Genomic DNA, 7,862 nt, shown 5'->3' on the forward strand with positions numbered 1-7,862 from the left:
TTGGATAATTTGTTCACTAAATTTCCAGTTATCAATTACTTTAAATTATATTAATACTTACTAATTTTATATAAGAAAAAATCCTAGATGAAATTATTCACTCTAGGATTTTACCCAAACTATACTATTTTATACACAACAAATTTTATAAATTTATACCAAGCATTCCAGAAAGAGTTCCAATTAAAATACATAATCCAAACTTTATAAGGTCATACATTCCTAAGGTAGTTTCAGCTCCACATATTACTCCTATAAGGTATAATGATATGTAAAAAACAACACCTACTGCTAATCCAACAATCCACCCCTTACTCCCATGAGATTTTGCTGCAATAATACTTCCAATGACAAGAGAAACACATGAAATAACAACATAAATTACATTAAACAATCCATCTCCGATAGTCATGCTATTCATAATTATCGAAAACAATGCTGTAACTAAAAAAGTTACAATTAATGACCATAACACACCTTTAAGAACACATTTAAAATAATTTTTCCATTCCATCAAAACACCCCCTAATACTTAATATTATGAAGTATTAGGGGGTATTTATTCCTATTATATATCTTTATTTATTTTTGTTGCGATTCCATTTTTAGAAAGTTTTATTTTTGTTCTTTCCGCACTTGTTTCTATAATAACATGCTCATCTTCAATTATTATTATTTTACCTATTATTCCGCCTCTAGTCATAATCTCATCATTTTTTTGTAACTCTGAAATCATTGTATTGTATTTTTTTGTTCTTTTCTTTTCAGGCAATATTAGTAATAAATACATAAGACCAAACATTATTACAAATGGTACTATAATTGATAATAAATTCATTTTAACCCTTCCCTTCTCAATATAACATAATAATCATAATCATAATAAACAATATATATCATTTATATAGTATTGTCAACTATTTTAAATAATACTTTTTACTTCTAAGCTTTACCATTCCAATCCTTAAGTTTTTGTTCTTTAAATTCTTTGAAATATCCACCATCTATAGCATTTCTTATATCTTCCATAAGTTTATTATAGAAATATAAATTATGTAGTACGCAAAGTCTCATAGCTAACATTTCTTTTGCTTTAAACAAATGTCTTATATAAGCTCTGGTATAACTTTTACAAGCAGGACATTGACATCCTTCATCTATTGGATTGGTATCTAGCTCAAACTTTGCATTCATTAAGTTAATTTTTCCTTCTTTAGTGAATACATGCCCATGCCTTCCATTTCTTGCAGGAAGCACACAATCAAAAAAGTCTACCCCTCTATCAACAGCTTCTAAAATATTACTTGGAAGTCCTACTCCCATTAAATAAATAGGTTTATCTTCTGGAAGATATGGTACAACTGCATCTATAATTCTATACATCTCTTCATGAGTTTCACCAACTGCTAACCCACCTATGGCATATCCATCTAAATCTAATTTGGTTATAGTTTTGGCATGTTCAATTCTTATATCTTCATAGCAACCACCTTGATTTATTCCAAATAACATTTGATCTTTATTTATAGTTTCTGGTAAAGAGTTTAGTCTATCCATTTCAACTTTACATCTTTCAAGCCATCTTGTTGTTCTTGCAACAGATTTTTCTACATACTCCCTTGTTGAAGGATTTGGAATACATTCATCAAAAGCCATTGCTATTGTAGATGCTAAATTACTTTGAATTTGCATTGATTCTTCTGGCCCCATAAATATTTTTCTTCCATCAATATGAGATGAAAAATATACTCCTTCCTCCTTTATCTTTCTCATTCCTGATAAAGAAAATACTTGAAATCCACCTGAATCTGTTAAAATTGGTCTATCCCAATTCATAAATTCATGTAATCCCCCTAGCTTTGCAACAACTTTATCAGATGGCCTTAAATGAAGGTGATATGTATTGGATAGTTCTACTTGGCAACCTATATCTTTTAAATCCATTGATGATACAGCACCCTTAATTACTGCACAAGTACCAACATTCATAAATACCGGTGTTTCTATAACCCCATGAGGAGTTTCAAACCTTCCTCTTCTAGCATTTCCTTCTTTTTTTAATAATGTGTATCTTTTTTTAGTCAAAATCTTCACTTCCCTACAATAAATATTATTCCTTAACAATCATAGAATCTCCAAATGAAAAGAATCTATATTTTTCATTAACAGCTTCATTATAAGCCCTCATTACATTTTCTTTTCCTGCTAAAGCTGAAACAAGCATTATTAACGTTGATTCAGGTAAGTGGAAATTAGTTATAAGTTCATCTATTACTTTATATTTATATCCTGGAAATATAAATATATTAGTCCATCCACTTTGTTCTTTTACCATACCATTTTCATCACCTATAGTTTCAAGAGTTCTAGTTGATGTAGTTCCAACAGCAATAACTTTATTTCCTCTTTTTTTAGTTTCATTTATAATATCCGCATCCTTTTTATCTAAAGAATAATATTCAGAATGCATAATATGTTCATCTATATCTTCAACTTTTACAGGTCTAAAGGTTCCAAGTCCTACATGTAATGTTAAGTATGCTATATTAACACCTTTTTTCTTTATTTCATTTAATAAACCTTCTGTAAAATGTAATCCTGCTGTAGGTGCTGCTGCAGATCCCTTTTCTTTTGAATATACAGTTTGATATCTTTCCTTATCTTCAAGTCTTTCAGTAATATATGGAGGCAATGGCATTTCTCCTAATTCATCAAGAACTTGTTCAAATATTCCATCGTAAGAAAATTCTATTATTCTATTTCCTTCCTCTACGATATCTATTACTTCACAGTTTAATTTACCATTTCCAAAAGTAAACTTTTGACCAATTTTCGCTCTCTTCCCTGGTTTTGCTAAGCATTCCCACTTATCTCCTTCTATTCTTTTTAATAGAAGAAATTCTATTTTCCCACCTGTTTCTTGCTTTTCTCCAATTAACCTTGCTGGAAGCACTCTAGTATTATTTAAAACTAAAGTATCACCACAATTTAAATACTCAATTACATCATGAAAGCTTCTATGCTCTATCTCTCCAGTTTTTTTATCTAAAACCATTAGCCTAGATGCATCTCTCTTTTCTAAAGGATGTTGAGCTATTAACTCTTCTGGCAAATCAAAATTAAAATCACTTACTTTCATTTTTTGTTCTCCTAACTTTTTTACTCTAATCTGTTCCCTAAAAAAAAGTTTCTTGTGATCCCACACTTTTTTTATTTTTCCTTTTTCTACCTAAATGTTCATAAGCTTTATCAGTAGCAACTCTACCTCTTGCTGTCCTTATTATAAATCCTGTCTGAAGTAAATAAGGCTCATATACATCTTCAATAGTTCCAAGTTCTTCACCTATATAATATGATAAAGTTTCTATACCAACTGGCCCACCATTAAAATTATCAATTATTGCTTCTAATATCTTATTATCAACTCTATCAAATCCCTTTGAGTCTACCTCTAAAAGTTCAAGTGCAGCTTTTGCTTCTTTATAACTTATTAAAGAATCTGAATAAACTTGAGCATAATCTCTTACTCTTTTAAGAAGTCTATTGGCAATTCTAGGAGTACCTCTTGATCTTCTTGCAAGTTCATATGCACCTTCTTCAGTAATATCACATTCAAGCACAAATGAAGATCTTACAATTATCTCCTTTAATTGTTCCTCAGTGTAATATTGCATATCACATAATACTCCAAATCTATCTCTTAAAGGAGATGTTAACATCCCAACTCTTGTAGTAGCTCCTATTAAAGTAAACTTAGGCAAATCTAATCTAATAGACTTAGCTGCCGCTCCCTTTCCTATAACAATATCTAATACATAATCCTCCATAGCCGGATATAAAATTTCTTCAACATTTCTATTTAATCTATGAATTTCATCTATAAATAAAACATCATTATCTTTTAAAGTTGTTAAAATAGCTGCTAAATCTCCAGCTCTTTCTATAGCAGGTCCTGATGTTATTTTAAGTTCTCCATCCATTTCTTTAGCAATAATATTAGCTAAAGTCGTTTTACCAAGACCTGGTGGACCATATAATAAGACATGATCTAGAGCTTCATTTCTATTTTGAGCTGCTTTAATAAATATAGATAATCTTTCCTTAACCTTGTCTTGCCCTATATACTCAGTTAAACTCTGCGGTCTTAAACTAAGAGTACTACCATCTTCAATTATTTCTTCTGGAGTAATTATTCGCTCCACAATCTCACCCCTATCCCATTAAAGCTTTTAAACAACTTTTTATCATATTCTCCACCGAATCACTTTTATCTACTTTTCTAATAGCCATTTCAGCTTCCTTTTCTGAATATCCAAGAGCTAATAAAGCACCAAGAACCTCAGCAATTATACTAGCATAATTTCCATCACTATTTTCGACTGTTAATATATCTTCAACACCTTCAATAAGCTCATCTTGTTTTATTTTATCTTTTAATTCTAAAATAATTCTACCAGCTGTTTTTTTCCCTATACCAGGAGCCCTACAAAGATGCTTTTCATCTCCCATCATAATTGCATATTTTAAATTATTTATTCGACTTATAGATAATAAAGATAATGCAGCCTTTGCCCCAACTCCATTTATACCTAGTAATAATTTAAACATTTCTAATTCTTCTCTTGAGTCAAAACCATAAAGGCCTATAAAGTCTTCCCTTACTATTTGTTCAATAAAAAGTTTTACCTCTTCACCACTCTTTGGCATAGATGCCATTGTAGCTCCTGAAGTAAATATCTTATAACCTAATCCACTATTATCTATAATTATATAATCTTTATTTATACCTATATATTTACCTATTATGTACTCGTACATTAAACCCCTCCAAAAATATAATCTTAGCTTCATTTTTTAATTTTATTTATGATATTTAGAACATTATTAACATAATAAGTCTACATTATACTTTAACACTTAAAAATAAATAATTCAATAGAGTACTCCTCTATAAGCTATTTGTATCCCTTTAGCCTTTATTAAAATTAAAAATAAAAAAGACCTAAAATTTCTAATAAAATTTCAAGTCATAATATACTTATATCTTATACTTCTCCAAAAGGTTCAATCATAGTAATTTTTTCTATATCATTTAGTAATCTATCTAATGAGTACTCATATATATTTAATTGTATATTTTCTTTTAATAATTTGGAAATTATCTCTTCTTTTTCTTCATCAAAAATTAACTCTTCTCTAACTCTTTCTATAAAATCCTCTATATTATATACACTACATTCACCTTCATCTACTCCTAATTGTTGACAAATATTATTTCTAACTTGACCTACTAATTCTGTTACATCTTGATAATCGTCTTTATTTGAATAAACAAGTATTTTCTCTTCATAATATCTATTAATATATGCTTTTGCTAATTCTAAATCATTAAAACCCTTAGTATCCCCATTGGGTAAAACTAGTAAATAACTATTGTATGGTACAATATTCATTTTATTTCCTCCTACATACTATAAATATTTATATAATATTTATTCCCTTGTATTATTGTAGTTATTCTAAAATTTCTTATTTTTAAAAAACTAACCTTTTTAATTTAATATATTTTTTATACCTATAGCCTAATTCTTAGAAATTAAAAAGTAGTAAGAATTAAACTTAAAATAAATTTAACTCCTACTACTATATACTTTTAAGATATCATTTCACTTAATTTCATTAAAGCTTCTTCTCTTGTGTTATATGAGAATTTATTCTCTCTTATATTTTTTTGATCTTCTTCTGGTAATCCACTTAATGGCTTAGATTGAGAGTAAACCTTTTTTTCATTTTCTAATATTTCTCCATTTTCATCAGTTTTAAATAAAGTTATAAATCCTGACTCTTCCCCTAAATAATATTTATTAGATTCTAATTTTACACCTTCTGCTACTGATCTACTAAATACCATTTTACCCTCTTCATCTTTTAGAATCTCATATCCTTCTTTTTTAAGTTTATCTGCTAAATCATCCTTAGTTATATTTCCTGATAATCCAATCTTACCTTTTAAACTTAACAGTTCTTCTGAAACATCGATATTATCTCCAGTTTTTAAAGTAATATAAGTGCTATCTTTTAAATATTTGTTTGTTTCACTATAAACTGTTTTATTTTCTTCCTCAACTTTCCCTCTATTATTACTAGTTAAATAATCTGTTATAAAATAGCTTGCACAAAAACATATTGCAAGTAAAGCTATTGATGATACTAAGAAAGCTAATTTTTGACTTTTACCTTTTTTTCTATTTTGAAACTCTTCGTTAAAATTGTTTTTATTATCCATATTATCCATATTTATCACTCCTCCTTTGTATTATTGACTCATTTTTATTTTTTAATACAATAAAGTGATATAAATATAGATATTTTTTAAATGTTTCTATTTTCCCCTATAAAAAATAATGCAATGGTTCCTGGCCCTGAATGACTTCCTACTGCGGGCCCAATATTATTAATTATTATGTCTTTAACTTTTATCTCATTCATTATTATGTCTTTCAAATGATTTGCTTCCTCTATACAATCTCCATGACTGATAAAAACAACTTGATTTTCTGGATCTATAATTTTTTCTTTTATTTTTTCAGCTAATACTTTAATTGACTTCTTTCGGCCCTTTACTTTTAATAATGGAATTAATCTTCCCTCATTATCTACATGTAATATTGGCTTTATATTTAATACCGTCCCAAAAGCTGCTGCTGCTGCTGAAACTCTTCCTCCTCTTTTTAAATGATTTAAATCATCTACTGTAAACCAATGATTAACCTTTAATTTATTATTTACAACCCAATTTACAGCTTCTTCTTTTGATATACCGCTTTCTATTAACTCACATAAGTAATATACAATAAGTCCTAACCCTAAGGATGCTGATTTACTATCTATTATAGTAATATCTGCATTTTTATTTTCTTCACAAATAATTTCTTTTGCTATTTTAGCACTATTTATGCAACCACTTAAAGCTGATGAAAAGCCAACATATATTACAGATTTTCCACTTTCAACATGCTTTCTAAATGCACTTTCAAAAGTAAATGCATTTACTTGAGCAGTTGAAGGCATTTCACCTTTTCTAATTTCATCATAAAACTTTTTATGTTTTAAAGTTTTCCCTAGGTCATCTGGTATATCTTGTCCACAAAAATTAACCCTTATAGACATAACGTCAATATTATGTTTTTCTATAAATTCAATAGGTAAATCACAACAAGAATCTGTTATTATAACTGTCTCCATTTCCATCTCCACCTCATTTAAATATTTTTTATATTTCATAATCAACTACAACTCGTTCCTCTTTCACCTTATTTACAAACTCTACAATTTCAAGATGCTTTGGATGTTTTTGATATATTTCTAAATCAAATTTATTATTAAATTCAGAAATTAAAACAATATCATATGCTCCATTTGATTCTTCTATATTTATTCCTACTTCTATCATTTTTAGTTCTGATATTATACTTGGCAATTTTTCTAATCTTTGCTTTATTTCTAAAGCATTTTGAATTTTTGTATTTCCCTCTGAAGTATCAAGTAACTTCCACATAACTATATGCTTAATCATATTTTACACCTTTCTAACAATTTATTTTTATATTATTTTAATTTTACTACTCTATTTTTTTAATTTCAATGTTCAAATCATGTAGCTTAATATCTATAGACTCAAAATCTATTCCCTCATGAGTTTTTATATGACTATTTGTTATTCCAAAATACCCTTTGTTAATATTAATAGGAATATTAATATTAGTTTCAACAGGAATCCAACCTAGATTCTCAACAAAAACTTCAGCCCAAAAATGATATAAATTATCTGAGTTTTTTCCTACTATGAATTTTGATGGGAT

General features: G+C 28.1%; 11 protein-coding genes. All 11 read right to left on the reverse strand.

The window, feature by feature from the left end; translation table 11 throughout:
- Positions 1-145 precede the first annotated feature (145 nt).
- Positions 146-514 (reverse strand): TIGR04086 family membrane protein, encoded by a 369-nt coding sequence (locus ACYQ1T_RS15130; RefSeq protein ID WP_459836383.1) that lies wholly within the window; start codon positions 512-514, stop codon positions 146-148.
- Between the two features lie 54 nt (positions 515-568).
- The gene (gene yajC / locus ACYQ1T_RS15135) at positions 569-838 is read right to left on the reverse strand and encodes a preprotein translocase subunit YajC (RefSeq protein ID WP_459836385.1); all 270 of its coding nucleotides are present in this window, start codon (positions 836-838) and stop codon (positions 569-571) included.
- Positions 839-942: 104 nt separating this feature from the next.
- Entirely contained in the window at positions 943-2,085 is a 1,143-nt protein-coding gene (tgt, locus tag ACYQ1T_RS15140) for a tRNA guanosine(34) transglycosylase Tgt (RefSeq protein WP_459836387.1), read from the reverse strand.
- Between the two features lie 25 nt (positions 2,086-2,110).
- Positions 2,111-3,139, reverse strand: coding sequence for a tRNA preQ1(34) S-adenosylmethionine ribosyltransferase-isomerase QueA (queA, locus tag ACYQ1T_RS15145; protein WP_459836389.1), 1,029 nt, complete (start codon positions 3,137-3,139; stop codon positions 2,111-2,113).
- A 37-nt stretch (positions 3,140-3,176) separates the two neighbouring features.
- Positions 3,177-4,202: a Holliday junction branch migration DNA helicase RuvB gene (ruvB, locus tag ACYQ1T_RS15150; RefSeq protein ID WP_459836391.1), complete on the reverse strand. Its 1,026-nt coding sequence runs from the start codon at positions 4,200-4,202 to the stop codon at positions 3,177-3,179.
- Positions 4,203-4,212: 10 nt separating this feature from the next.
- On the reverse strand, positions 4,213-4,818 hold the full coding sequence (ruvA, locus tag ACYQ1T_RS15155; protein ID WP_459836393.1) for a Holliday junction branch migration protein RuvA: 606 nt from the start codon (positions 4,816-4,818) through the stop codon (positions 4,213-4,215).
- Positions 4,819-5,045: 227 nt separating this feature from the next.
- Positions 5,046-5,453, reverse strand: coding sequence for a hypothetical protein (locus tag ACYQ1T_RS15160; protein ID WP_459836395.1), 408 nt, complete (start codon positions 5,451-5,453; stop codon positions 5,046-5,048).
- 200 nt (positions 5,454-5,653) lie between these two features.
- Positions 5,654-6,295: a hypothetical protein gene (locus ACYQ1T_RS15165; protein WP_459836398.1), complete on the reverse strand. Its 642-nt coding sequence runs from the start codon at positions 6,293-6,295 to the stop codon at positions 5,654-5,656.
- Between the two features lie 77 nt (positions 6,296-6,372).
- Positions 6,373-7,245, reverse strand: coding sequence for a DegV family protein (locus tag ACYQ1T_RS15170; protein WP_459836400.1), 873 nt, complete (start codon positions 7,243-7,245; stop codon positions 6,373-6,375).
- Between the two features lie 28 nt (positions 7,246-7,273).
- Positions 7,274-7,576: a Dabb family protein gene (locus ACYQ1T_RS15175; protein WP_459836403.1), complete on the reverse strand. Its 303-nt coding sequence runs from the start codon at positions 7,574-7,576 to the stop codon at positions 7,274-7,276.
- A gap of 46 nt (positions 7,577-7,622) precedes the next feature.
- Positions 7,623-7,862, reverse strand: a 240-nt coding sequence (locus ACYQ1T_RS15180; protein ID WP_459836405.1) for a transglutaminase-like domain-containing protein, incomplete at its 5' end; no start/stop codon positions are given.

It is taken from the genome of Clostridium carnis, from assembly GCF_054657435.1.

What these genes read in the sequence shown, in the direction of transcription:
- ACYQ1T_RS15170 (WP_459836400.1), bottom strand. Translation starts at nt 7,245, where the DNA reads ATGGAGACAGTTATAATAACAGATTCTTGTTGTGATTTACCTATTGAA.
- ruvA (WP_459836393.1), bottom strand. Translation starts at nt 4,818, where the DNA reads ATGTACGAGTACATAATAGGTAAATATATAGGTATAAATAAAGATTAT.
- ACYQ1T_RS15175 (WP_459836403.1), bottom strand. Translation starts at nt 7,576, where the DNA reads ATGATTAAGCATATAGTTATGTGGAAGTTACTTGATACTTCAGAGGGA.
- ACYQ1T_RS15160 (WP_459836395.1), bottom strand. Translation starts at nt 5,453, where the DNA reads ATGAATATTGTACCATACAATAGTTATTTACTAGTTTTACCCAATGGG.
- ACYQ1T_RS15165 (WP_459836398.1), bottom strand. Translation starts at nt 6,295, where the DNA reads ATGGATAATATGGATAATAAAAACAATTTTAACGAAGAGTTTCAAAAT.
- yajC (WP_459836385.1), bottom strand. Translation starts at nt 838, where the DNA reads ATGAATTTATTATCAATTATAGTACCATTTGTAATAATGTTTGGTCTT.
- queA (WP_459836389.1), bottom strand. Translation starts at nt 3,139, where the DNA reads ATGAAAGTAAGTGATTTTAATTTTGATTTGCCAGAAGAGTTAATAGCT.
- ACYQ1T_RS15130 (WP_459836383.1), bottom strand. Translation starts at nt 514, where the DNA reads ATGGAATGGAAAAATTATTTTAAATGTGTTCTTAAAGGTGTGTTATGG.